This window comes from Vibrio sp. 10N.261.51.A4, from assembly GCF_041471945.1.
GTDB classification, from domain to species: domain Bacteria; phylum Pseudomonadota; class Gammaproteobacteria; order Enterobacterales; family Vibrionaceae; genus Vibrio; species Vibrio crassostreae_C.
Genome location: NZ_JBFRPJ010000036.1, coordinates 1 through 23,890 on the forward strand (window position 1 = coordinate 1; position 23,890 = coordinate 23,890).

Here is a 23,890-nt window from a genome sequence, read left to right on the forward strand (position 1 = left end):
CGTATTTTAGGACGAGACACAAAGCGGATGCTTCTTTCAAACATCCACTCTATAAAACGTGAGCTTATAGCTCTTCGTTTTCTTCTTCTTTCTCTACGTCTTTCTCTTCAAGAACAGCTGGAGTCAGTAGTAACTCACGAAGTTTAGTATCGATCTCTAGAGCAACTTCTGGGTTTTCACGTAGGTATTTACCAGCGTTAGCTTTACCTTGGCCGATCTTATCGCCTTTGTAGCTGTACCAAGCGCCTGCTTTTTCTACTAGCTTATTCTTAACACCTAAGTCGATAAGCTCACCTTCGCGGTTGAAGCCTTTACCGTAAAGGATTTGAGTCTCAGCTTGTTTGAATGGTGCAGCAATCTTGTTCTTAACGACCTTGATACGAGTTTCGTTACCAACAACTTCATCACCATCTTTAATCGCACCAGTACGGCGAATATCAAGACGAACAGATGCGTAGAACTTAAGTGCGTTACCACCTGTTGTTGTTTCTGGGTTACCGAACATCACACCAATTTTCATACGAATTTGGTTAATGAAGATAGCCATACAGTTAGACTGCTTAAGGTTACCCGTCAGCTTACGCATTGCTTGAGAAAGCATACGAGCCTGAAGACCCATGTGGCTGTCGCCCATTTCGCCTTCGATTTCTGCCTTTGGTGTTAGGGCTGCTACTGAGTCAATAACAAGAACGTCGATTGCACCTGAACGAGCCAGTGCATCACAGATTTCCAGCGCTTGCTCACCAGTATCTGGTTGAGAAACAAGAAGTGCATCGATATCAACACCAAGCTTTTGAGCGTAGATAGGGTCTAGTGCGTGCTCCGCATCAACGAATGCACACGTCTTTCCCACTTTCTGTGCTGCAGCAATAAGCTCAAGCGTTAGCGTTGTTTTACCTGATGATTCTGGACCGTAAACTTCTACGATACGTCCCATCGGTAGGCCACCAGCACCTAGTGCGATATCTAGAGATAGAGAACCTGTAGAAATAGTTTCTACGTCCATTGTGCGGTTATCACCAAGACGCATGATAGAACCTTTACCAAATTGCTTTTCAATCTGACCAAGGGCTGCGGCTAACGCTTTTTGTTTATTCTCGTCCATTTCTATCTCCACATAATCGGTTGTCTCAACAAGCGATCTAGAATCTATTTCTAACCCACATAGGGGTGACTAATTGGCTTTCATTATACTGTTGATTCATACAGTGTCTATACCTGTATGAAAATAATTTGTACAAATGTTACTTACCTTCCATTGATAGGTAATCATAAATAACTTGCAGGGCATGGTGCGTGGCTTGTTGGCGTACTTGTGATCTGTCGCCTGTAAATACATGCGTTTCTACTTTATCCCAGCCATTTAGCGCTTTCCACGCGAAGCATACTGTACCAACAGGCTTATCTTCGGTCGCGCCACCTGGGCCAGCGATGCCACTGATTGATACAGAGATCGTCCCGTTTGAATGTTGCAATGCCCCGCTCGCCATTTCTATTACGACAGGCTCACTCACGGCGCCGAACTCCATTAAGGTTTTAAACTGTACACCGATCATCTCTTGTTTGGCTTCATTGCTGTACGTAACAAAAGCGCGATCAAACCATCCAGAGCTGCCCGCAATATCGGTGACTGCACTCGCGACACCTCCGCCAGTGCAAGATTCAGCCGTCACTAACACGTGTTTGTGTTTAGCGAGTAAATGTCCAAGCTGCTCACTAAGGTCTTGAGTCATCTGCATCATCTGCTTCCCTTTATTTACTGTCATATCATTTGGATTCGCATCTTTTCGCATCAGCCGCTTTTCGCACGAAACGCTTTCACGTATCCTAAGCCGCAATAGAAATAAACGAAAGAAGTTAACTGTGAAAGCCGATCAAAAACATACTCCCATGATGCAGCAGTATCTAAAACTGAAAGCAGAAAACCCAGAAATTCTGCTGTTCTACCGCATGGGCGATTTCTACGAGCTTTTCTACGATGACGCTAAAAAAGCCTCTCAACTCCTCGATATTTCACTGACTAAGCGTGGCTCATCAAATGGTGAACCGATTCCGATGGCAGGTGTTCCATACCATGCGGTTGAAGGATACCTTGCAAAGTTAGTGCAACTTGGTGAGTCCGTAGCAATTTGTGAACAGATTGGTAATCCAGCACTTTCAAAAGGCCCTGTTGAGCGCGCAGTAGTGCGTATCGTGACACCGGGTACCGTAACCGACGAAGCCTTGCTTTCTGAACGCGTTGATAACCTAATTGCAGCCATTTATCACCACAACGGTAAATTCGGTTATGCGACACTTGATATTACCTCTGGCCGATTCCAACTTTGCGAGCCAGAAACAGAAGAAGCGATGGCCGCTGAGCTACAAAGAACCTCTCCGCGTGAGCTGCTGTTCCCTGAAGATTTCGAACCCGTCGATTTAATGGCAAGCCGTAATGGCAACCGCCGCCGCCCTGTATGGGAATTTGAATTAGACACCGCTAAGCAGCAATTGAATAAGCAGTTTGGTACTCGCGATCTGGTTGGCTTTGGCGTAGAAAGCGCGAAACTGGGTCTATGTGCGGCTGGTTGTTTGATCCAATACGTGAAAGATACCCAACGTACTGCCCTCCCTCATATCCGTTCACTCACGATGGATAAACAAGATCACTCGGTGATCCTTGATGCTGCAACTCGTCGTAATTTGGAGATCACGCAAAATCTTGGGGGTGGTACTGATAACACCCTTGCCGAAGTACTTGATCACACTGCGACAGCAATGGGTAGCCGTATGCTTAAGCGTTGGTTACATCAACCAATGCGCAATATATCTGCACTCGATCAGCGCTTAGATGCAATTGGTGAAATGAAAGATTTGGCTCTATTCACAGAACTACAGCCAACCTTAAAACAGATTGGTGATATCGAACGTATTCTCGCTCGATTAGCACTTCGCTCTGCTCGCCCTCGCGATATGGCGCGTCTTCGCCAAGCAATGGAATATTTGCCAGAGCTTGCTGAAACACTGACGCAACTGAAGCACCCATACCTAACTCAACTTGCTCAATATGCTTCTCCTGTGGATGAGGTTTCTGAGCTGCTTGAACGTGCAATCAAAGAGAACCCACCGGTGGTTATCCGTGACGGTGGTGTGATTGCAGAAGGCTACAATGCCGAGTTAGACGAATGGCGCGACCTTGCAGCAGGCGCAACTGAATTTCTTGATAAGCTTGAGCAAGAAGAGCGTGAACGTCATGGCATCGACACGCTAAAAGTTGGCTACAACAACGTACATGGTTTCTTCATTCAAGTAAGCCGTGGGCAAAGCCATCTTGTGCCGCCACACTATGTTCGTCGTCAAACGCTGAAAAATGCTGAGCGTTACATCATTCCTGAGCTAAAAGAGCACGAAGACAAAGTACTTAACTCTAAGTCGAAAGCACTCGCTATCGAGAAACAGCTGTGGGAAGAGTTGTTTGACTTACTACTGCCGTATCTAGAGCGCCTACAAAATATCGCCTCTTCAGTATCTCAGCTTGATGTTCTACAGAACTTGGCTGAGCGTGCAGATACCCTTGATTACTGTCGTCCAACCATGACAGAGTCTGCTGGCGTACAAATTCAGGCCGGTCGTCACCCTGTTGTTGAACAAGTGATGGACGAACCTTTCATTGCTAACCCTATCGACCTGAATGATCAACGTAAGATGCTGATCATCACGGGTCCCAACATGGGTGGTAAATCGACCTACATGCGCCAAACGGCACTCATCGCATTGATGGCTCATATCGGTTGTTATGTTCCTGCAGAAAGCGCAACCATCGGCTCTATCGACCGTATCTTTACGCGTATTGGCGCATCCGATGATTTGGCTTCTGGCCGTTCAACCTTCATGGTTGAGATGACAGAAACCGCAAATATCCTGCACAATGCAACACCAAACAGCCTTGTGCTAATGGATGAAATCGGTCGTGGTACCAGTACTTACGATGGCCTGTCTCTGGCTTGGGCAAGTGCAGAGTGGCTAGCCAATCAAATCAATGCGATGACACTGTTTGCAACGCACTACTTTGAGCTAACTGAACTACCTAACCAACTTCCAACTTTAGCAAACGTACACTTAGATGCGGTTGAGCATGGTGATAGCATTGCCTTTATGCACGCAGTTCAAGAAGGTGCTGCAAGTAAATCTTATGGTCTAGCGGTTGCAGGTTTAGCTGGCGTACCGAAAGCAGTGATCAAGAATGCTCGTGCGAAGCTGACTCAGTTAGAAGCGTTAAGTATGGAGTCGCCAACATCGAAGCCAAGCGGTGTCGATATCGCAAACCAACTGAGCCTGATCCCAGAACCGAGTGAAGTAGAGCAAGCGCTAGCGAATGTTGATCCTGATGATCTAACTCCTCGCCAAGCATTAGAAGAACTTTACCGCTTGAAGAAGCTGCTTTAGTTTCTTACCAAGTAGCTTGTTATGGCCGTACTGCTATTTTGATTAGACGGCATGAAATACCAAAGCCACAAACAAAAAAACGCTGACTTAAAGTCAGCGTTTTTATTTGTCTTCTATTTAGAGAAGCATCATCCGTTCAATTAGTCGCTTTCTACGTTGAACAGGTTTTCCATATTCAGACCTTGCTTGATAAGAATCTCACGTAGACGGCGAAGACCTTCAACTTGGATTTGACGAACACGTTCACGAGTCAGGCTGATTTCGCGGCCCACTTCTTCTAATGTTGACGGTTCATAACCCAGTAGTCCAAAGCGACGCGCAAGCACCTCTTTCTGCTTAGGATTCAGCTCATCAAGCCAGAAAATCAACGAGTTCTTGATATCGCTATCTTGGGTTGAAACCTCAGGATCTGAATTATTGATGTCTGGAATAATATCCAACAGCGCTTTCTCACCGTCACCACCAATTGGCGTATCAACAGAGCTCACTCTTTCGTTTAGACGAAGCATCTTGCTCACATCACCAACCGGCTTATCTAGCTTAGAAGCAATTTCTTCTGCCGTTGGTTCATGGTCAAGCTTTTGTGATAGCTCTCTTGCAGTACGTAGGTAGATGTTCAGCTCTTTCACAACATGGATTGGCAAACGGATAGTCCGAGTCTGATTCATTAACGCACGTTCAATGGTTTGACGAATCCACCATGTCGCGTAAGTTGAGAAGCGGAAGCCACGCTCTGGATCAAACTTCTCTACGGCGCGAATCAAACCTAGGTTGCCTTCTTCGATTAGATCGAGAAGTGCAAGGCCGCGGTTGCTATAACGACGTGAAATTTTTACCACTAAACGCAGGTTACTTTCGATCATGCGTTTACGTGCTGCTTCATCACCGCGTAGAGCTCGACGTGCATATAGCACTTCTTCTTCAGCGGTTAGTAGTGGTGAGAAACCAATTTCGCCTAAGTAGAGTTGAGTGGCATCTAAACTTTTAGACGTAACTTCAACTTCTTCTTTCGCTTCGGTTTTCTTAGTGACTGTTCGTTTTGCTTTTCCAAGAGCTTCCGGTTCCGTGGTTGCTTGGTCAAGATCGAACTCTTCTTTGGTTACTGCATTGCTTATACTCATAACGCCTCCCCCTGGCGAAATTAGCATGACATTACAACTTCATATGTCGCTAAATGACTATGTCACTCCATACAATACGTAATTTTTGCATATTGTATTTAAGGTAAATATCGTTTTGGATTAACGGATTTACCTTGGTAACGAATCTCAAAGTGCAACCTAACACTGCTGGCTCCAGAGCTTCCCATTGTTGCAATCTTCTGCCCTGGTTTCACACTTTGCCCTTCAGATACTAATAGTCGGTCGTTATGCGCGTATGCACTTAAGTAATTATCATTGTGCTTCACAATCACTAGATTGCCGTAGCCTCGTAGTGCATTACCCGAATAAACAACCGTTCCCCCTGCAGTAGATACTATTGGCTGACCTCGCTGTCCTGCTATGTCTATGCCTTTATTTCCTTGTTCGCCTACAGAGAAACTCTTGATTACTCTCCCTTTAGTTGGCCATAACCATTTGGATACTTTATCACTTGTTGGTTTGGTGGGCGGTGTAACATTCTGTTTACCTTTAGAACCAACATACTCCTTTGATTTGGATTGTTCAACCTTCTTTGGTGGATCTTTTTTCACCACTTTGGTGGTAGTTTGAGCTGGAGCCGGTTTAGAGTTTTTGCTCGGTTGCGATGTGGTTTTAGGTTTACTTGCCGCAGATGACGTTGTCGATGCCGCGACAGGCGCAGCAACTGCTGCTGCCGCTACCGTTGATTTACCATACGCTGGCGCATTGTAGCTAGGACGCCACAACTTAAGCTTCTGCCCGGGGTGGATAGTATAAGGCGCAGACAATTTGTTGTAGCTGACGAGGTCATTGACGTCTTTATTGGTCACATAAGCGATGAAATAAAGCGTATCGCCTTTTTTAACTTCATAGTAACTGCCACGATAACTACCACGATCAATCGATGAGTAATTCTTGTTTAGGTTTGAAACGGGCGCAGGCGAATTCGCTGCACACCCAACAAGGGCACAGCTAAGCAGTAAAGTACTTCCTTTTAACAACTTCGAACGCATCGACTCTCTATCCACCTACACCATTAGTCTTTTATTAAGCTAGCTCACCAGGAACAAGAGGTACAAATCTCACCATCTCGATAACACTCGATAAAAACTCATCGCCGTGTCGAACGATCTTCAATAGTTGCTGTTCGTCATCACCGACTGGAATCAGTAAACGACCGCCATCTTTCAGCTGTTGCAGAAGCGCTTGAGGAATCGACTCTGCAGCGGCGGTGACAATAATCGCATCAAAAGGGGCTTTTGAAGACCAACCTTGCCAACCATCACCGTGCTTAGTTGAGATATTGTAGAAATCGAGTTGCTTCAACCTACGCTTGGCATCCCATTGTAGCGACTTTATTCTTTCAACCGAATACACATGATCAACAAGTTGAGCCAATACCGCAGTTTGGTAACCAGAACCCGTTCCGATCTCCAAGACACGGCTATCTTGTTGTAATTCAAGTAGCTCTGTCATTTTAGCAACAATGTATGGCTGTGAGATTGTCTGACCCTGACCGATAGGCAGCGCATTATTATCATAGGCTTGGTGATACATCGCCTGTGATAAAAAGCTCTCTCTCGGCAGTTGGTAAATCGCATCAAGAACCTTTTGATCCTGAATACCATTTTCAATCAGGAAAGTAATTAAACGCTCAGCTTGCGGATTACTCACTTACTTCTCCCCTAACCATGTTGCCATCGCACCCAACGACTCATGCGCCGTCAGATCAACCTGCAACGGTGTTACCGACACAAAGCCATGCTCAATCGCGTAAAAATCGGTACCTTCACCGGCATCTTGCTCTTTACCCGGAGGGCCAAGCCAATAGATATCGTGACCACGCGGGTCTTTTTGCTTGATCATATCTTCAGCGTGATGACGAGCACCTAAGCGCGTCACCTGAGTACCAGACAATTGTTCTAAGGCTAAATCAGGAACGTTTACGTTCAACAAGCGGTTGGTCGGGATTGGGTTTGCTAAATGTTGTTCGACAATACGACGAGCAATCGCTGCCGCTGTCTTAAAATGTTTTTTTCCCACCAGAGAAAACGCTACCGATTGAACGCCTAGAAAATGCCCTTCCATTGCTGCAGCCACCGTGCCGGAATAAAGCACGTCATCACCCAGGTTAGCACCGTGATTAATGCCCGTTAATACCAGATCAGGCATGTCATTCTTTAGCAGTTCGTTTAACGCAAAATGCACACAGTCGGTCGGTGTTCCTTGTACCGAATAGGTATTTTCAGTAATCTCTTGAACACGCAGAGGCTGTTCTAAAGTTAATGAATTTGACGCACCCGAGCGATTACGGTCAGGGGCAACAATGATAACGTCAGCAAGATCACGTAGCTCATTTGCCAGCTCATGAATACCTTGAGCGTGCACACCATCATCATTGCTGAGTAAAATCTTCATCTTGTATCCTTTCTTTTGTTCCCATGCTAAGCCAAGTCACTTAAATTCCAATATCAAGTGACTCAGCTCCAAGCAGAATCATTATTGCTCGTAGGTTCTCTCTACGTGTACTTCTTCAACCAATTCGCGAACGATCGCTGTTGCGAAACAACCCGCATCAAGAGAGAACTTAAGCGTGACATTATCTTCGTTCACTTCCCAAGTTAAGTCTGTTGGTTTCAGTGACGCTTCACGGCGATCATGACGCATACGGTTACCACGAATCAGAGCCATTAGATCCGGTTCAGCATCAAGGTGTTTCTGTTCTAGAGCTTGAGACTCATCAATCGTTGGTAAGGCATTATCGCCAGCCAAAGCAACAGTTATCAAAGCAGAACCATTCGCAATGTCTTGGTTTACAGCTTCAATGTTGTCTGCTGTTACTGCCAGTTGAGCACCGTCTTTCACCACGATATCGCCAACCAATGCTGATGCAAACGCATCTTGCTCAATACGGTCTGAAAGGATCAGGTTGTAAATCCACGAACGAGCAGCAGAAAGGTACAAGCTGCGCTTATTCTGGTTACGAGTACGAACGTTATCGCGGCCCCAACGACGAGCTTCAGATAGGTTGTTACCTTCATTGCCAAAACGCTGAGCACCAAAGTAGTTTGGCACGCCCACTTGAGCGACTTTTTCCAAACGCTTGACCACATCATCGCAATCCGTTACTTCAGACAAGGTCAACTCAAATTGGTTGCCAACTAAATCGCCTGGACGTAACTTTTTGTTGTGTCGCGCTGTCGCTAAGATTTCAATGCTTGGGTATTGTGCTAAGAACCCTGAAAAGTCAGGCTCACCTTTCGGTAGGTGAACGCTCAACCACTGCTCTGTCACAGCGTGGCGGTCTTTCAAACCCGCCCAGCTCACGTCTTTCGACTTAACACCGCAAGCTTTAGCCAGCTCGTTTGCTACGAAGCTCGTGTTTTCACCAGTTTTACGAATACGAACCATTAGGTGCTCGCCTTCACCAGCAAACTCAAAACCCAAGTCTTCATTAACGACAAAGTGTTCGGCTTTTGCTTTTAGTTTTGCTTTCGCAGTTGGTTTACCGTTTAGATAAGCCAATGAAGATAAAATATCTGACATGCTGTTCTTTTCGTGTTGGTGCTTACGCACTTTTAGTAATTAGGACCACCGCTTCACATGCGATGCCCTCTTTGCGACCTGTAAAACCTAAACGCTCAGTGGTCGTCGCTTTTACATTCACATTGCTAATGCTGGTTTCTAGGTCTTGAGCAATAGCTTGGCACATAGAGTCTATATGAGGCGCCATCTTTGGAGCTTGCGCCATGATAGTAATATCGGCATTACCAATCACGTAACCTTGTTCTTTTACTCGACGGTAAACATCTTTCAGTAGCTCACGGCTATCCGCACCTTTCCATTCGTCATCGGTATCAGGGAAATGACGACCAATATCACCCGCAGCAATCGCACCCAATAGAGCGTCACACAACGCATGAACGGCAACATCACCGTCTGAGTGTGCAATAAGACCTTGCTCGTAAGGGATGCTTACACCACCAATAATTACCGGGCCTTCACCACCAAACTTATGTACATCAAAGCCATGGCCAATACGAATCATCATTATTCCTTATTCTGACTTAAATAGAACTCAGCAAGCGCTAAATCTTCAGGCTGAGTAATCTTAAAATTATCTGAACGCCCCGCCACTAAAGCGGGCGATAAACCTTTCCATTCAAAGGCTGAGGCTTCATCAGTAATTGAAGCGCCTTGTTGCAACGCCTCACTTAATGCCTTCCACAGAGGCTTTGCTCTGAACATTTGCGGCGTAAGTGCATGCCATAAATCGGCACGCTCAACGGTATGCTCGATCTGCCCTTGGGCACCGCGCTTCATCGTGTCACGAACTGGAGCCGCTAAAATAGCGCCCACATCATGGCTCATCGCGCCGGAAATTAGCTTGTCGATATCACTTAGCTGAACACACGGCCTTGCCGCATCGTGAACCATTACCCAATCACTAAGCTGCTGCTCAGCGATATAGTTTAGCGCAGAGAGTACAGAGTCCGCTCGCTCGCTTCCGCCTGACACTCTGATCACTTGCGGGTTCAGGTTGAGTGCTAGATCAGGGTAGTATGGGTCATCATCGCTGATCGCAACGACAATTTGAGCGACTTGTGGGTGAGACAGTAATTTCTCAATGGTGTGCTCTAAAATTGTTTTGCCGTGAATCTTGAGATATTGCTTAGGGCGGTCTGCCTTCATTCGGCTACCGACGCCCGCCGCAGGTACAACGGCAATCACGCTTTGAAGTTGAGTCGACATTAATGGGATTCCTCACCAATGATGCGATAAAACGTTTCACCTTCTTTGACCATTCCAAGTTCATGACGTGCGCGTTCTTCTATCGCGTCTAAGCCTTGGCGTAGATCGTCAATTTCAGCAAACATTTCTGCATTTCGAATATGCAGCTTTTCATTTACTTGCTGTTGAACTTGGATTTCGTTGTTCACACCGTAGTAATCAGAGATACCATTTTTACCGAGCCACAGTGTGTGTTGTAGCCAGCCAAACACTATGAGCAGTACTAAAGCAAAAATTCGCATAACACCTTTCGCCGGTTGAAAAAGAAGGAACTAGAATAAGGCACATATATACCATAATGAGCTTATTGGTGCGAGATATGTGGTGTCAGGGAATCAATAAGTCGGGGAGTCATTGTCAGGAAAACAATGAGATTCCCTACTCCTTCCTTCGTCAGTCTAGGGAATGACGAACTTTATATGTGACAAGGAGGAGCTTTAGAGCCTAGAGCTTCTTTCATTCAGTTTTCTACAGACAAAAAAATGCCCCGCATAAGCGAGGCATTCAAAAGTATTAGTGCATAATTCTAACTAGTTGGTGCTGTAGCAAGGCAACAAAGAAGATTCAGCTATGGAGCATAGTTTCCTATGTGACTTAGTGAATCTTCTGCAGTTAACGCAGCTACAGTGCCAAATAGGACGAATTATTGACCTTTAACTTCTTTAAGACCGTTGTAAGGAGCTTTAGAACCTAGAGCTTCTTCGATACGGATAAGTTGGTTGTACTTAGCAACACGGTCAGAACGGCTCATAGAACCAGTTTTGATTTGACCTGCAGCTGTACCTACCGCTAGATCAGCGATAGTTGCATCTTCAGTTTCGCCAGAACGGTGAGAGATTACTGCAGTGTAGCCAGCGTCTTTAGCCATCTTGATAGCAGCTAGAGTCTCTGTTAGAGAACCGATTTGGTTGAACTTGATAAGGATAGAGTTAGCTACGCCTTTCTCGATACCTTCAGCAAGAATCTTAGTGTTTGTAACGAACAGATCGTCACCAACGATTTGAAGCTTGTCGCCTAGAAGTTCAGTTTGGTGCTTGAAGCCATCCCAATCTGACTCGTCAAGACCGTCTTCGATAGAAACGATTGGGAAGTTGTTCGCTAGCTCAGCTAGGTAGTGGTTGAACTCTTCAGAAGTGAAAGTTTTACCTTCGCCCTTCATGTTGTAGATGCCAGCTTCTTTGTCGAAGAACTCAGATGCTGCACAGTCCATAGCAAGAGTAACGTCTTTACCTAGTTCGTAACCAGCAGCTGCAACAGCTTCTGCGATAACTTCTAGAGCTTCAGCGTTAGACTTAAGGTTAGGAGCGAAACCACCTTCATCACCAACTGCAGTGCTGTAGCCTTTAGACTTAAGAACTTTAGCTAGGTTGTGGAATACTTCAGCGCCGATACGTAGACCTTCTTTAAGAGTTTTAGCGCCAACTGGTTGGATCATGAACTCTTGGATGTCAACGTTGTTATCTGCGTGCTCACCACCGTTGATGATGTTCATCATTGGTAGAGGCATAGAGAACTGACCAGCAGTACCGTTTAGCTCAGCGATGTGCTCGTATAGAGGCATGCCTTTCGCAGCAGCAGCAGCTTTTGCGTTAGCTAGAGATACAGCTAGGATAGCGTTCGCGCCGAACTTAGACTTGTTATCAGTACCGTCTAGGTCAAGCATGATTTGGTCAACGTCAGCTTGTGCTTTAGCGTCAGTACCAACTAGAGCTTCAGCGATTGGGCCGTTTACAGCTTCAATAGCTTTAAGAACACCTTTACCTAGGAAACGTGATTTGTCGCCGTCACGTAGCTCAAGAGCTTCGCGAGAACCAGTAGATGCGCCAGATGGAGCAGCAGCCATACCTACGAAACCGCCTTCTAGGTGTACTTCAGCTTCTACAGTTGGGTTACCACGTGAATCGATGATTTCACGACCTAGAACTTTAACGATCTTAGACATTGAATGTTTCCTTCTCGTTGAATATATAAATGTCAAATTTAAAGGTAGCAGCACAACTTACGCAGCTACCTGTATTCCTTTTTACTTCTCTAACTCGCCGCGCTGGAACTCACCAGCCGCTTTAACGAAACCTGCAAACAATGGGTGACCATCGCGAGGTGTTGAAGTGAACTCTGGGTGGAATTGAGCAGCAACGAACCATGGGTGGTTCGGGTTCTCAATAACTTCAACCAGTTTCTTGTCCGCAGATAGACCCGATACTTTTAGGCCCGCTTTTTCGATTTGTGGACGAAGATTGTTGTTCACTTCGTAACGGTGACGGTGACGTTCATGGATCGTCGCGCTACCGTATAATTCGTAAGCTTTCGTCCCTTTCGCTAGGTGACAAAGCTGTGAACCAAGACGCATTGTGCCGCCAAGGTCAGATGTTTCTGTACGCTCTTCAACTTTACCTTCGCCATCAGTCCACTCAGTGATAAGACCAACAACTGGGTACTTAGTTTCAGTACAGAATTCAGAAGAGTGTGCCCCTTCCATTTTCGCAACGTTACGAGCGTACTCGATAAGTGCTACTTGCATACCTAGACAGATACCTAAGTACGGTACTTTGTTTTCACGAGCGTATTGAGCAGCAAGAATCTTACCTTCAACACCACGGTCACCAAAGCCACCAGGAACTAGGATTGCATCTAGGCCTTCTAAAACTTCTACGCCACGAGACTCAACGTCTTGTGAATCTACGTATTTAATATTAACGCTTAGGCGATTTTTCAAGCCCGCGTGTTTTAGCGCTTCATTTACTGATTTGTATGCGTCTGGTAGTTCAATGTACTTACCAACCATACCAATCGTCACTTCACCCGTTGGGTTAGCTTCTTCGTAAATTACTTGTTCCCATTCAGACAGGTCTGCTTCTGGAGCTGTGATGCCGAAACGCTTACATACAAGTTCATCAGTACCTTGAGCTTTAATAAGCTGAGGGATCTTGTAGATAGAGTCAACATCGCGCATAGAAATAACTGCATTTTCTTGCACATTACAGAACAGAGCAATTTTCTTACGCTCGTTCGAAGGAATGTTGCGGTCTGAACGACAAACTAGGATGTCTGGCTGAATACCAATAGACAGTAGCTCTTTTACAGAGTGTTGCGTTGGCTTAGTTTTCACTTCGCCCGCAGCTGCTAGGTATGGCACTAGAGTAAGGTGCATGAACATTGCGCGTTCACGGCCTAGTTCTACTGCTAGCTGACGAATCGCTTCCATGAATGGTAGAGATTCGATATCACCAACCGTACCACCAACTTCAACGATCGCGATATCGTGGCCAGCTGCGCCAGAAATTACACGCTCTTTGATAGAGTTAGTGATGTGTGGGATAACCTGAATAGTTGCACCTAGGTAATCACCGCGACGCTCTTTTGCTAGTACGTCTGAGTAAACACGACCTGCAGTGAAGTTGTTACGCTTAGTCATCTTGGTGCGAATGAATCGCTCATAGTGACCAAGGTCAAGGTCTGTTTCAGCGCCATCTTCCGTAACGAACACTTCACCGTGCTGAGTCGGGCTCATAGTGCCTGGATCAACGTTGATGTAAGGGTCAAGCTTCATCATGGTCACTTTAAGACCACGAGCTTCTAAAATAGCTGCAAGAGATGCTGCAGCAATACCTTTACCTAGAGAGGATACAACCCCGCCAGTAACAAAAATGTAATTTGTCGTCATGTTTAACCTGAAATTGGTTGAATGAGGGAAATGGACTACTTCTGGACGGGATGAAAATATACCAGAAGCCCCTTATCGCCACAACGTGAAATCTATCACACTGCTATTTTTTATTTTTTGCTTCAAATCAATTCATGATAAAAGCTTTGGTTATCTTTTCTCCGCCACTTTGACTTCATCCCACATGGAATCAAGCTGTTGTAGTGAAAAGTCAGTCAAATTTTTATCTTGCTGACGAACTTTTTGTTCCACCCCTTTAAAGCGACGCGAAAACTTGAGATTGGCTTTATTGAGTGCCGATTCTGGGTTTTTACCTAAATGTCGTACCAAATTGACCGTCGCAAACAGCAAGTCTCCCAACTCTTCTTCAACCAAATCTTCATTTGGCGTCACTTGAAGTGCCTCTTCCAGCACCTCATCGACTTCCTCTAAAACCTTATTGGCGACTGGGCCAATAGAGTCCCAATCAAAGCCATATTTCGCTACCTGTTTTTGAATCTTTGTAGCACGTGAAAGCGCAGGTAGAGAGTTTGGTATTGAGTCTAGAATACTTTCTTGAGTTTTGCCTGCCTGAGCTTTTTCTTTGGCTTTTTCAGCTTCCCAGTTGGCATTAATTTCTTCATCGCTCGCAAACTCGGTATCAGAAAACACATGCGGATGGCGGCGTGTTAGCTTTTCGTTAATGCCATCAACCACATCAGAGAACTCAAACAACCCCTGTTCTTTCGCTAACTGGCTATAGAAGATCACCTGAAACAACAAGTCACCCAACTCTTCTTGTAGGTTCGGCCAATCTTTGTTGTGAATCGCATCCACCACTTCGTACGTCTCTTCGATAGTATGCGGGACAATTGTTTCAAAATTTTGTTTTAAATCCCAAGGACAGCCACCTTCTGGATCGCGCAGCTTAGTCATAATTTGTTCTAGTTGTTCAATCGGGTGGCTCATGGTGCTTTCCTATTATTCTGTTTGATTGTTTTAATCTAATTCTTTTCTTAAAACTAAAAAAGGTGAGCAGCCAAAACCACTCACCTTTCTATTTTTCGTCATCTCCAAGAGTGAAGTATGAGCGAGTTGGGGATCTCAAACCGCTTGGCGAGATTCCCTATCACGTTCGTCCCTCACTGTAGGGAATGACATAAATGACACAAAAGGATCATCCAAGTCTCTTAACGCTCATTACATCTTTGATCTGCTCGACTCGACTTGTCACTCGGCTCAGAATCTCAATATTGGTCACTTCCAAATCGAAATCCATTACCGATAGCTGACGCTTGTAGTCGATGCGGCTCTTCATTGTGGTCACGCTGATCTTTTCATTCGAGAACAGTGAGGTGATGTCTTTCAACAAGCCATTACGTTCTAGCGCTTCAACACGCAGCGTTAGGATGTATGAACCGACAAAGCCATTACCCCAAACGGTATCAATGATACGTTCTGGCGCATGCACGCTTAGCTCGCCTAGCTGTTCACAGTCAGCGCGGTGCACTGAGATACCACGACCTTGAGTGATGTAACCTTTAATCACATCACCTGGGATTGGCTGACAGCAACGCGCTAGGTGCGTCATTAGGTTATCAACGCCCTCAACCACTACCGCATCTTTCTTCGGACGACTCTGTTGTGCCGGCTTGTTTTCCGACTCAAGCAGTTTCTCTAGCGCTTTCTTGTCTTCTTCTTCCGCCGTTGGCTTATTCACTAGCGCATTGATGTGATTAACCACTTGGTTAATACGCAAGTCGCCACTACCAATACCTGCATAGAGTTCGTCTGGCGTATTCACGTTAAAGCGTTTTAGTGCGTATTGATCAGCATCTTTTAGGGTTGCGCCTACTTTCGCTAGCTCAACTTCCAGGATATCACGACCCGCTTCTAGGTTTTTCTCACGGCTTTGTGCGCGGAACCAAGCGTTGATTTTCGCTCGAGCTCGACCAGAATGAACAAAACCTGTGGTTGGATTTAACCAGTCACGAGATGGGTTCGGCTCTTTCTGCGTGATGATCTCAACTTGATCGCCCATCGATAGTTTATGAGTGAACGGTACGATACGCCCCGCTACTTTGGCACCGATACAGCGGTGTCCGACCATCGAGTGGATGTGGTAGGCGAAATCCAACGGGGTTGCGCCCATTGGTAAGTCGACCACGTCACCACGTGGAGTAAATGCGTATACACGGTCATCGAAGACTTGGCTACGTACCTCATCCAGCATCTCGCCAGAGTCCGACATCTCTTCTTGCCAGTCGATAAGTTTACGCAACCAAGTGATTTTCTCATCGTAGCCACTACGGCCGCTTGAAGCTCCTTCTTTGTACTTCCAGTGCGCCGCCACACCAAGCTCAGAGTCTTCGTGCATTTGCTTAGTACGGATCTGAATCTCAATGGTCTTGCCTTCAGGGCCAAGTACTACGGTATGAATCGACTGGTAACCATTTGGCTTAGGGTTCGCCACATAGTCATCAAATTCGCTCGGGAGGTGCTTGTATTTAGTGTGTACCACCCCAAGGCCGGCGTAACAGTCTTGCAGCTGGTCAGCGATAATACGTACTGCTCGTACGTCAAAAAGCTCATCGAAGGCTAAGCCTTTCTTCTGCATTTTGCGCCAGATACTGTAGATGTGTTTTGGTCGGCCACTCACTTCAGCATTGATGTTTGAACGCTGCATTTCTGCGGTTAAATCATCAACGAAATCTGTGATGTATTGTTCACGAACGATACGACGCTCAGACAGCTGTTTTGCAATCTGCTTGTAGGTATCTGGTTGTTGGTAGCGGAATGCGTAATCTTCGATTTCCCACTTAAGTTGGCCGATACCTAAACGGTTTGCCAGTGGGGCATAGATGTTAGAACACTCTTTTGCGGCCGCGCGACGCACAGCATCAGGCGCTTTTTTTACCTCGATAAGGTTACAGATTCGTTCAGCGAGTTTGATGACTACGCAGCGGAAATCATCGACCATAGCCAGTAGCATGCGTCGAACGTTATCAACTTGACCCGAGGCAGCACTGCCTTCAAGGGTCACGTTTAACTGGCCTAAGGCCGCCATTTCTTCAACGCCATCGATCAACTTTACGGTTTCTTTACCGTAGCTTTCTTCAAACGCTTCGCGCTCAAAAACGCCGCTTGAGACGACGGGGAAAAGTTGTGCAGCAATTAAAGTGGCACGGTCCATGGACAAGGTGACCAAGATTTCGATCATCTCACGGCCACGCCAAAGCAAGAGCGATGCTTGCTCGTGATCTTTTAAAAGTTCTTCACAGTGACGATAAACTTTAATCAGTTTATTCGAGGTTTTTGCGTCTTGATTCAATGACGCAATCCAACTTTCTAGCTCAAACTGTTCGCTTGGGTTTAAATGTGCGCTTCGTACCGCAACCATCATGCCTTCCTAGTTATTATGTTTTATACCCAATTCAATATGACTAACTGGTTCCAAGTTAGTTCGACCATATTGATATCAGCGCAGGCTTCCCTGCGCCTTTGTGATTCATTTGAAGCCTTGTTTAAGGGCCTCTAAGCCTTGATAAAGAGAGCCATCGATTCTAGATGACTGGTGTGTGGGAACATGTCCAACATACCCAGTTTGGCTAATTGATAGCCTTGTTTTTCTAAGCTCTCAGAATCTCTAGCTAGAGTAGCAGGATTACACGAAACATAAACCACACGCTTCGCTCCTAACGCTGAAATTTGATCAACGATCCCACTCGCTCCCGCACGTGCCGGGTCAAGCAATACTTTATCGAATTTCTCTTTTGCCCAAGGCTGTGAAGATAAGTCTTCTTCAAGGTTAGCTTGGTAAAATTCCGTATTGCTTAACTGGTTTAACGCTGCATTAGATGCGGCTTGCTGAACCATTTCATCAACGCCTTCTACACCAACCACAAACGCCGATTGTTGCGCGATAGGCAGACTAAAGTTACCGAGACCACAAAACAGGTCTAGCACTCGCTCATCCGCTTGAGGTTCTAGCCACTCAATCGCTTGAGCCACCATCTGCTGATTCACTTTCTGGTTTACTTGGATAAAGTGGTTTGGCTCAAACGGTAACGTCACGCCAGTTTCGCTGTAGCTAGGCGCATCACCAACCAGACGGGCCAACTTATCGGTTTCAGGCATCGAGTACAGCGTAGCGCCTTCTTCTTTTGCTAACGCAATCAGCGCTTGCTCATCTTTTTCAACTAAAGGCTTAAGGTGACGTAGAACCATAACAGGGCCAGTATCGCCCAACACCAATTCAACGTGTCCTAAAGACGTAAGGCTGTTGAAAGTGTTCAGTAAATTTTTCAGTTTTGGCAGCAACACATTAAGGCGAGGATCAAGCACGGCACAGTCGGTGATGTTTTCAATCTGCTTACTCTGCTTCTTACGGAAACCGAATTGAAGCTGTTGTGTCTTCTTATCAACAAATAGGCTGATACGTGCGCGACGTCGATAACCGGTTTCATCACCGACAATAGGTTGTGCAACTTCAGTGTTCGCCGTTTGGTATTGGCTCATCAGGTGCGTCAGAGATTGCGATTTATGCTCAACCTGAGAAGAGTAACCTAGGTGTTGAAGGTGACAGCCACCACACTGATTAAAGTGCTTACAAAACGGCTTTAAACGCTGCTCGCTCGGCTTCAATAACTTGATGAGTTTAGCTCGCGAAAACTTACTTTTGCTCTCAGTAAGTTGAATAACCACCTGCTCACCGGGCAATGCGCCATCAATGAAAACCGGTTTATTCTTTTGATAAGCGATGCCAGCGCCATTGTGATCCATTCGTTCAACCAAAACCGATTGATGCTTGGTCTCGAGTTGAGTTTTCTTTTTTGGTTGGAAAAAACGTGCCATTGCTTGTGCCTAATGTATCTTTTAATAAGTAATTGGTATCCAGGACTCACTATTATGTCTTGGAATCATTGTCGAACGTCACGGCTTTGATTAAGCTTACCGTTCACTTAACCGCCATTGTGTGCGTTATTTTCCCATATCCAGACCTCGATGTAATTAAAGAACATGACCAGATATGGCTTAAGAGCCCGTGTAATTACCTTAACTCTAGCTCCAACCCTGATTATTGGGTTGCTATTGAGTGCATTTTTCTCATTTAACCGCTATCAAGACCTTGAAGGTCAAGTGGTTAACACTGGTACTAGCATCATTGAGCCACTTGCGATTACGAGTGAATCAGGCATGAAGCTCGAAAGTCGAGAGTCTGTTCGTCAGCTTATTAGCTATGCGCATCGAAAGAATTCTAAGCTAGTGCGCAGTATCGCGGTGTTTGATGAGCGTCATGAGTTGTTTGTAACCTCAAACTTCCACCCCGATTTTGAAAGCCTGACCTACCCCAAAGATAAACCGATCCCGCATTTAAGCTCATCGAACCTTCTCGATAATACGCTGATTCTGCGGACACCTATCATCGCCGAAGGCCAGTACATCAATTCAGCCAACGGTCAGTCTCAAGCTAATCAAGCGATCGGCTACATTGCGATTGAATTAGATCTTTCATCACTTCGATTGCAGCAATATCAAGAAGTGTTCTCTGCATTCTTAGTGTTGATTCTCGGGCTTGGTTTATCGGGCGTGTTTGCGTTCCGCTTAATGCACGATGTCACTCAACCGATCACACACATGAAAAACATGGTCGACCGAATTCGTCGAGGTCACCTAGATGTGCGTATCGAAGGTAAGATGCATGGTGAGCTAGACTCGCTGAAAAACGGTATCAATGCGATGGCGGTATCGCTATCAGAGTATCACGTCGAGATGCAGCACAGTATCGACCAGGCCACATCAGATTTGCGTGAAACTCTTGAACAACTAGAGATTCAAAACGTTGAGTTAGACATCGCGAAGAAACGCGCTCAAGAAGCGGCTCGTGTTAAGTCTGAGTTCTTAGCGAATATGTCTCACGAATTGAGAACGCCGCTGAACGGTGTGATTGGCTTTACTCGTCAAATGCTCAAGACTCACCTATCGAACAGTCAAACCGATTACCTGCAAACCATTGAACGCTCGGCAAACAACCTGCTTAGCATCATCAACGATATCTTGGACTTCTCGAAACTTGAAGCCGGTAAATTAGCCCTAGAGAACATCCCATTTGAATTCCAAGCCAGCCTTGAAGAGGTAGTAAACCTTCAAGCAACCAACGCTCATGAGAAAGGCCTAGAACTGACACTGAAGATCGACCCTAAAGTACCGCCAGGTGTGGTGGGCGATCCACTGCGTATTCAGCAGATCCTAACCAACCTTGTTGGTAACTCAATCAAGTTTACCGAACGCGGCAACATTGATATCAGCGTTGAGCTTCGCTCACAAAGTGAAGACAACATCGAGCTGCAATTCATGGTTCGCGATACGGGTATTGGTATTTCTGAGCGTCAACAAGCTCAGCTTTTCCAAGCTTTCAGCCAAGCCGATGCAAGTATCTCTCGTCGTTACGGCGGTACAGGCTTAGGTCTGGTTATCACCCAAAAACTGGTCAGCCAAATGGGCGGAGAGATCAGCCTAACCAGTCGTCTTCACCAAGGCTCTACCTTCTGGTTCACCTTGAGACTATCAACGACTGATATGCCGATGACAGAGCTGATTGAGACGCAGTGTCTGCAAGACAAACAACTGCTGCTTATCGAGCCAAACATGCAAGCGGCATCGATTACTCAGCAAATCCTAACCCAAGAAGGCTTAGTGGTAACGTATCGTTCGGTGATGCCAGATGAGACGACCTCGTATGACTACGTTCTGCTTAACCTAGCCGCCAACCAAGAGTATCAATTTGATACTGTGAGTGGTTGGGCGATCGGTGCGAAGAAGATTGCTCAAAACGTGATTATTGGTACACCAAGTACCGAGCTAGCGTTGGGTGAGCAACTAATGAAAGAGGTCGATGTTCAGTGCATCACCAAGCCTCTTTCTCGTAAGAAGTTGCTGCAAACTCTGGTATCGAATCAGGCACCTACCTTGATTGCACCAGCGATTGAAACGCATTCTGAAGAGAAGTTACCGCTTACTGTGATGGCAGTAGACGACAACCCAGCCAACCTTAAGTTGATTACCGCGCTGCTTAAAGAGCGTGTAGAAACCGTCATCAGTTGTACCAGTGGTCAGCAGGCGATAGACAAAGCGACAGAGACGCCATTTGATATCATCTTCATGGATATTCAAATGCCACAGATGGACGGTGTAACCGCTTGTCAGAACATCAAAAAACTGGCGAACAATGCGAATACACCTGTAATTGCCGTGACCGCACATGCAATGATTGGCGAACGAGATCGACTGCTTGAAGCGGGCATGGATGACTACCTAACCAAACCTATTGAAGAGCATGTTTTACAGCAGGTTCTGATTCATTGGAGCCCGACCTCTGAGGTTGAGCACATCGAAAAAATAGATCCAGACCACCCAGCGGTCTCTGCTGAAGTCGACAATGGTCCGGTGTCAGAAACTGAAGCCAGCGTGCACACAAACATCATCATTGATTGGCAAGCTGCGATGAAACAAGCCGCCAATAAAGAAGACCTCGCACGCGATATGCTGCAAATGCTCGTCGACTTTATTCCAGAGGTGTATGAGGCAGCAGACAAAGCGATAGAAGACAGTGACTATCCAGTTGAAGAGCTGATACACATCATTCACAAGATGCATGGCAGCAGCTCGTACAGCGGCGTACCAAGGCTAAAATCGGTATGTGCGACAATAGAGAAAGAGCTGCGTTCAGGTACTTCTGTTGAAGACATTGAACCTGAGCTTTTCGAGCTTCAGGATGAATTAGATAAGGTTCAAGCAACCGCAATTCACTACTTGAAACCGGCGAAGGCCTAGCGGGTACTTGTTACTCACTAGTATTCTTTAGAGGGTTTACCCGCCAATAAAAAAGCAGAGCTCATGAGCTCTGCTTTTTTCTGTCTAGAGCCAAGAGCACTAGATATAAAGTCGCGATAATCTGTTTACGATTCGAGTAACACCGTTGCCACAGCGTAGTGACGCTCATCCGAGATAGTCAGATGAATCGATGTTGTGCCATTCGCCTCTGCGATTTCACGCGCTTTTTTATGCAAGCTCAGAACTGGCTTGCCATGCTCATCGTTTGAAATCTCAAAGTCGTGGAAGGTCACACCCAGCGCGATACCCGTACCTAACGCCTTAGATGCCGCTTCTTTGGCAGCAAAACGTTTTGCAAGGTAACGCCCTTTTTGCTTGAGTTGCTGGAATACTTCAAATTCAGAATCAGTCAAAATACGCTGAGCAAAAGCGTCACCACTTCGTGACAATGCCTTTTCAACACGTTCAATTTCTGCGATATCTGTACCTAATCCAACAACAGCCATGCTTACCCTACTACTAAACTTCTATCTATTAATTCTACTAATTCGTCGCTTACGGTTTAGAAAATTAAGCGTTGTTGCGTGCTGTTTCCATCACAGCTTTCATGTCTGCAACGGCTTTGTTCAAACCATCAAACACTGCGCGTCCCATGATCGAGTGACCGATGTTCAGCTCGTAGATCTCAGGAAGAGCCGCAATCGGTGCTACGTTGTGGTAAGTCAGACCATGACCCGCATTGACTGTGATACCTAAGTCATCTGCATAGCTTGCGCCTGCTGCGATCTTCTTAAGCTCGTCTTGTTGATCTTCTTCTGTCTTAGCATCAGCATAGTGACCCGTGTGCAGTTCAATGAACGGTGCGCCACACGCTTTTGCAGCATCGATTTGCTCACGGTCAGCATCGATAAACAGAGATACCTTGATACCTGCTGCAGACAGTTTTTGTGTCGCCGCTTTGATCTTCTCTAGTTGACCAACTACGTCCAAGCCACCTTCAGTGGTTAGCTCTTCACGTTTTTCAGGAACCAGACAAACAAACTCAGGATTAGTATCGAGTGCAATTTGAACCATCTCGTCCGTTACGGCCATCTCCAAGTTCATGCGAGTTTGAAGTGTTTCAGCCAGAATACGCACATCGCGATCAACGATGTGACGACGGTCTTCACGCAGGTGAATAGTAATGCCATCTGCACCAGCACGTTCAGCGATTTCAGCTGCGTGTACTGGATCTGGGTATTTAGTACCACGTGCATTACGTAGTGTTGCAATATGGTCGATATTAACGCCTAAAAGGATTGAGCTCATTTTCCAATACTCCGTGCTCTGGAGAGGGCTATTGTTGGCATAAATAGCTCTCTACTTTTTAATGGTTTGCCGCCAAGATACGGCTTTAAGGCTATGCGTGTAAAGCGTTTTGCCGCTTTTAACTGCTCTTTAGTGATAAACCTACGTTCGCTGATTGCAATAAGTTCATCGCCCATAAAAGTCAGGTTATCTCGACGTACTGAAGCGATGAAACCTTTCTGCTCTCGATAGCGATAAGTCATGCTCGGATCAATCGCTTCGCCAGTGCCCGCGCAGTGTAAAAAGTCGACGCCGTAACCCATAGCAGATAATAGAGCCAGCTCAAAGCGACGCAGTGCTGGCTCAGGATTATCATTATGCGCCAGCTCTGTTAAAGCATGAAGATAGTCGTGAAAAAGTGCAGGCATCGGTACTTCCGCCATCAATACCCGACCGATAAGCTCGTTCACGTACATGCCTGAATACAGATTAATACCGGCGAGAGGGAGCCCCAAGCTGATAGGTTCAGCTTGGCGTAAGGTTTTCATCGAACCATTACCAGACCACTTAAGCAATAGCGGCGTAAAAGGTTGTAATGCACCTTTCAAATTGGAACGCTTGCTGCGAGCGCCTTTAGACATCAACGTCACCCGACCGAACTCTTCGCTGAAGACGTCCAAGATCAGGCTCGACTCACTGTATGGTCGACGGTGCAACACAAAGCATCGCTGTAACCCTTCGCTCAATCACTTACCCTTATTACAGATACAAAAAGAGAGAGTTCGCACTC

Annotated in this window: 20 protein-coding genes; 2 read left to right on the forward strand and 18 right to left on the reverse strand. The window is 46.0% G+C overall.

Going from position 1 to position 23,890, the window contains the following annotated elements; genetic code table 11:
* Positions 1-64 precede the first annotated feature (64 nt).
* Both recA and pncC read right to left on the reverse strand, forming a co-directional pair.
* Positions 65-1,105 (reverse strand): recombinase RecA, encoded by a 1,041-nt coding sequence (gene recA / locus AB4384_RS09155; protein WP_017056586.1) that lies wholly within the window; start codon positions 1,103-1,105, stop codon positions 65-67.
* 139 nt (positions 1,106-1,244) lie between these two features.
* Complete coding sequence (pncC, locus tag AB4384_RS09160) at positions 1,245-1,739, reverse strand: nicotinamide-nucleotide amidase (protein ID WP_102319958.1); 495 nt, start codon at positions 1,737-1,739, stop codon at positions 1,245-1,247.
* A 124-nt stretch (positions 1,740-1,863) separates the two neighbouring features.
* Between pncC and mutS the strand changes: the two genes are divergently transcribed.
* Positions 1,864-4,425, forward strand: coding sequence for a DNA mismatch repair protein MutS (gene mutS, locus AB4384_RS09165; protein ID WP_017059026.1), 2,562 nt, complete (start codon positions 1,864-1,866; stop codon positions 4,423-4,425).
* 140 nt (positions 4,426-4,565) lie between these two features.
* Here mutS and rpoS read toward each other — a convergent pair whose 3' ends face one another.
* The 13 genes from rpoS to rlmD all read right to left on the reverse strand — a co-directional run bounded on the left by rpoS (position 4,566) and on the right by rlmD (position 18,834).
* On the reverse strand, positions 4,566-5,546 hold the full coding sequence (gene rpoS / locus AB4384_RS09170; protein ID WP_102319876.1) for an RNA polymerase sigma factor RpoS: 981 nt from the start codon (positions 5,544-5,546) through the stop codon (positions 4,566-4,568).
* Positions 5,547-5,644: 98 nt separating this feature from the next.
* Positions 5,645-6,559, reverse strand: a complete 915-nt coding sequence (nlpD, locus tag AB4384_RS09175) for a murein hydrolase activator NlpD (protein ID WP_102319875.1) — start codon at positions 6,557-6,559, stop codon at positions 5,645-5,647.
* A 34-nt stretch (positions 6,560-6,593) separates the two neighbouring features.
* Positions 6,594-7,220, reverse strand: coding sequence for a protein-L-isoaspartate(D-aspartate) O-methyltransferase (locus tag AB4384_RS09180; protein WP_017059029.1), 627 nt, complete (start codon positions 7,218-7,220; stop codon positions 6,594-6,596).
* Positions 7,221-7,964: a 5'/3'-nucleotidase SurE gene (gene surE / locus AB4384_RS09185; RefSeq protein WP_017059030.1), complete on the reverse strand. Its 744-nt coding sequence runs from the start codon at positions 7,962-7,964 to the stop codon at positions 7,221-7,223.
* 81 nt (positions 7,965-8,045) lie between these two features.
* On the reverse strand, positions 8,046-9,092 hold the full coding sequence (gene truD / locus AB4384_RS09190) for a tRNA pseudouridine(13) synthase TruD (protein ID WP_017059031.1): 1,047 nt from the start codon (positions 9,090-9,092) through the stop codon (positions 8,046-8,048).
* A gap of 22 nt (positions 9,093-9,114) precedes the next feature.
* The gene (gene ispF, locus AB4384_RS09195; RefSeq protein WP_102319874.1) at positions 9,115-9,594 is read right to left on the reverse strand and encodes a 2-C-methyl-D-erythritol 2,4-cyclodiphosphate synthase; all 480 of its coding nucleotides are present in this window, start codon (positions 9,592-9,594) and stop codon (positions 9,115-9,117) included.
* A gap of 2 nt (positions 9,595-9,596) precedes the next feature.
* The gene (gene ispD, locus AB4384_RS09200; protein ID WP_017067355.1) at positions 9,597-10,298 is read right to left on the reverse strand and encodes a 2-C-methyl-D-erythritol 4-phosphate cytidylyltransferase; all 702 of its coding nucleotides are present in this window, start codon (positions 10,296-10,298) and stop codon (positions 9,597-9,599) included.
* Positions 10,298-10,579 carry a cell division protein FtsB gene (gene ftsB / locus AB4384_RS09205; protein WP_010435786.1) on the reverse strand — a complete coding sequence of 94 codons (282 nt, stop codon included), beginning with the start codon at positions 10,577-10,579 and terminating at the stop codon, positions 10,298-10,300. The genes ispD and ftsB overlap by 1 nt, the downstream gene beginning before the upstream one ends.
* A gap of 401 nt (positions 10,580-10,980) precedes the next feature.
* Complete coding sequence (gene eno / locus AB4384_RS09210) at positions 10,981-12,279, reverse strand: phosphopyruvate hydratase (RefSeq protein ID WP_017059033.1); 1,299 nt, start codon at positions 12,277-12,279, stop codon at positions 10,981-10,983.
* A gap of 81 nt (positions 12,280-12,360) precedes the next feature.
* Positions 12,361-14,001: a CTP synthase gene (locus AB4384_RS09215; RefSeq protein WP_017063214.1), complete on the reverse strand. Its 1,641-nt coding sequence runs from the start codon at positions 13,999-14,001 to the stop codon at positions 12,361-12,363.
* Between the two features lie 150 nt (positions 14,002-14,151).
* Complete coding sequence (gene mazG / locus AB4384_RS09220) at positions 14,152-14,949, reverse strand: nucleoside triphosphate pyrophosphohydrolase (protein WP_137001308.1); 798 nt, start codon at positions 14,947-14,949, stop codon at positions 14,152-14,154.
* A gap of 208 nt (positions 14,950-15,157) precedes the next feature.
* Positions 15,158-17,380: a GTP diphosphokinase gene (gene relA / locus AB4384_RS09225; protein WP_017059036.1), complete on the reverse strand. Its 2,223-nt coding sequence runs from the start codon at positions 17,378-17,380 to the stop codon at positions 15,158-15,160.
* A gap of 134 nt (positions 17,381-17,514) precedes the next feature.
* Positions 17,515-18,834: a 23S rRNA (uracil(1939)-C(5))-methyltransferase RlmD gene (gene rlmD / locus AB4384_RS09230; protein WP_136978438.1), complete on the reverse strand. Its 1,320-nt coding sequence runs from the start codon at positions 18,832-18,834 to the stop codon at positions 17,515-17,517.
* A gap of 165 nt (positions 18,835-18,999) precedes the next feature.
* On the opposite strand from rlmD, the gene barA reads away from it, so the two are divergent.
* Positions 19,000-21,813 (forward strand): two-component sensor histidine kinase BarA, encoded by a 2,814-nt coding sequence (gene barA / locus AB4384_RS09235; RefSeq protein ID WP_102319872.1) that lies wholly within the window; start codon positions 19,000-19,002, stop codon positions 21,811-21,813.
* Positions 21,814-21,938: 125 nt separating this feature from the next.
* On the opposite strand, the gene acpS is transcribed toward barA, so the two are convergent.
* The 3 genes from acpS to recO all read right to left on the reverse strand — a co-directional run bounded on the left by acpS (position 21,939) and on the right by recO (position 23,846).
* Positions 21,939-22,319 (reverse strand): holo-ACP synthase, encoded by a 381-nt coding sequence (gene acpS / locus AB4384_RS09240; RefSeq protein ID WP_017059039.1) that lies wholly within the window; start codon positions 22,317-22,319, stop codon positions 21,939-21,941.
* A gap of 64 nt (positions 22,320-22,383) precedes the next feature.
* Positions 22,384-23,121 (reverse strand): pyridoxine 5'-phosphate synthase, encoded by a 738-nt coding sequence (gene pdxJ, locus AB4384_RS09245; protein ID WP_102319871.1) that lies wholly within the window; start codon positions 23,119-23,121, stop codon positions 22,384-22,386.
* Positions 23,118-23,846, reverse strand: coding sequence for a DNA repair protein RecO (recO, locus tag AB4384_RS09250; protein ID WP_019826299.1), 729 nt, complete (start codon positions 23,844-23,846; stop codon positions 23,118-23,120). Before recO ends, pdxJ begins: the two co-directional genes overlap by 4 nt.
* Positions 23,847-23,890 lie beyond the last annotated feature (44 nt).

Excerpts from the sequence above, each read along its gene's own strand:
- ftsB (WP_010435786.1), bottom strand. The coding sequence starts at position 10,579 with ATGCGAATTTTTGCTTTAGTACTGCTCATAGTGTTTGGCTGGCTACAA.
- barA (WP_102319872.1), top strand. The coding sequence starts at position 19,000 with ATGACCAGATATGGCTTAAGAGCCCGTGTAATTACCTTAACTCTAGCT.
- eno (WP_017059033.1), bottom strand. The coding sequence starts at position 12,279 with ATGTCTAAGATCGTTAAAGTTCTAGGTCGTGAAATCATCGATTCACGT.
- rlmD (WP_136978438.1), bottom strand. The coding sequence starts at position 18,834 with ATGGCACGTTTTTTCCAACCAAAAAAGAAAACTCAACTCGAGACCAAG.
- nlpD (WP_102319875.1), bottom strand. The coding sequence starts at position 6,559 with ATGCGTTCGAAGTTGTTAAAAGGAAGTACTTTACTGCTTAGCTGTGCC.
- recA (WP_017056586.1), bottom strand. The coding sequence starts at position 1,105 with ATGGACGAGAATAAACAAAAAGCGTTAGCCGCAGCCCTTGGTCAGATT.
- AB4384_RS09215 (WP_017063214.1), bottom strand. The coding sequence starts at position 14,001 with ATGACGACAAATTACATTTTTGTTACTGGCGGGGTTGTATCCTCTCTA.
- surE (WP_017059030.1), bottom strand. The coding sequence starts at position 7,964 with ATGAAGATTTTACTCAGCAATGATGATGGTGTGCACGCTCAAGGTATT.
- acpS (WP_017059039.1), bottom strand. The coding sequence starts at position 22,319 with ATGGCTGTTGTTGGATTAGGTACAGATATCGCAGAAATTGAACGTGTT.
- ispD (WP_017067355.1), bottom strand. The coding sequence starts at position 10,298 with ATGTCGACTCAACTTCAAAGCGTGATTGCCGTTGTACCTGCGGCGGGC.
- truD (WP_017059031.1), bottom strand. The coding sequence starts at position 9,092 with ATGTCAGATATTTTATCTTCATTGGCTTATCTAAACGGTAAACCAACT.
- rpoS (WP_102319876.1), bottom strand. The coding sequence starts at position 5,546 with ATGAGTATAAGCAATGCAGTAACCAAAGAAGAGTTCGATCTTGACCAA.
- mazG (WP_137001308.1), bottom strand. The coding sequence starts at position 14,949 with ATGAGCCACCCGATTGAACAACTAGAACAAATTATGACTAAGCTGCGC.
- ispF (WP_102319874.1), bottom strand. The coding sequence starts at position 9,594 with ATGATTCGTATTGGCCATGGCTTTGATGTACATAAGTTTGGTGGTGAA.
- pdxJ (WP_102319871.1), bottom strand. The coding sequence starts at position 23,121 with ATGAGCTCAATCCTTTTAGGCGTTAATATCGACCATATTGCAACACTA.
- pncC (WP_102319958.1), bottom strand. The coding sequence starts at position 1,739 with ATGCAGATGACTCAAGACCTTAGTGAGCAGCTTGGACATTTACTCGCT.
- relA (WP_017059036.1), bottom strand. The coding sequence starts at position 17,380 with ATGGTTGCGGTACGAAGCGCACATTTAAACCCAAGCGAACAGTTTGAG.